Annotated in this window: 1 pseudogene; it reads right to left on the reverse strand. The window is 61.3% G+C overall.

The annotated features are described in order from the left end of the window. Window positions 1-357, reverse strand: a pseudogene (locus NPS56_RS31080) (DUF2235 domain-containing protein); the annotation flags it as partial.

Raw genomic sequence — 357 nt, forward strand, 5'->3', positions numbered from 1 at the left:
GTAGTCGAGGTCACCGACTTCGGTAAACGGCGTGCCCACACCGGGCATGTAGTACTTGAAGTACTGGCCATTGCCGGTGCCTGCCGCATCGGTCAAGCCCTTGGCCTCGGTGCTGTGGGCGGTGCCGCCGGCATGGCCGTCGCCAATGCTGGCGCGGAACATCCGGGCAATGTTGGTAGGGTGCCGGGGATCCGACAGGTAGAGGTCGTTATTGAGGTTATTGCCGGTGCCGTCGAAGAACAGGCTGATGTGCAAGGTCTTGCAACAAGGCGGCATCAGCCGGCGCCCGGCCGCCACGCACAAGGCATCGTGGTAATCCAACTCCAGCTGACACTGGCGCCGATTATTTTGATGGAT

The sequence above is a fragment of the Pseudomonas putida genome, assembly GCF_028682635.1.
In the GTDB taxonomy this organism is placed as follows: Bacteria; Pseudomonadota; Gammaproteobacteria; order Pseudomonadales; family Pseudomonadaceae; genus Aquipseudomonas; species Aquipseudomonas putida_AE.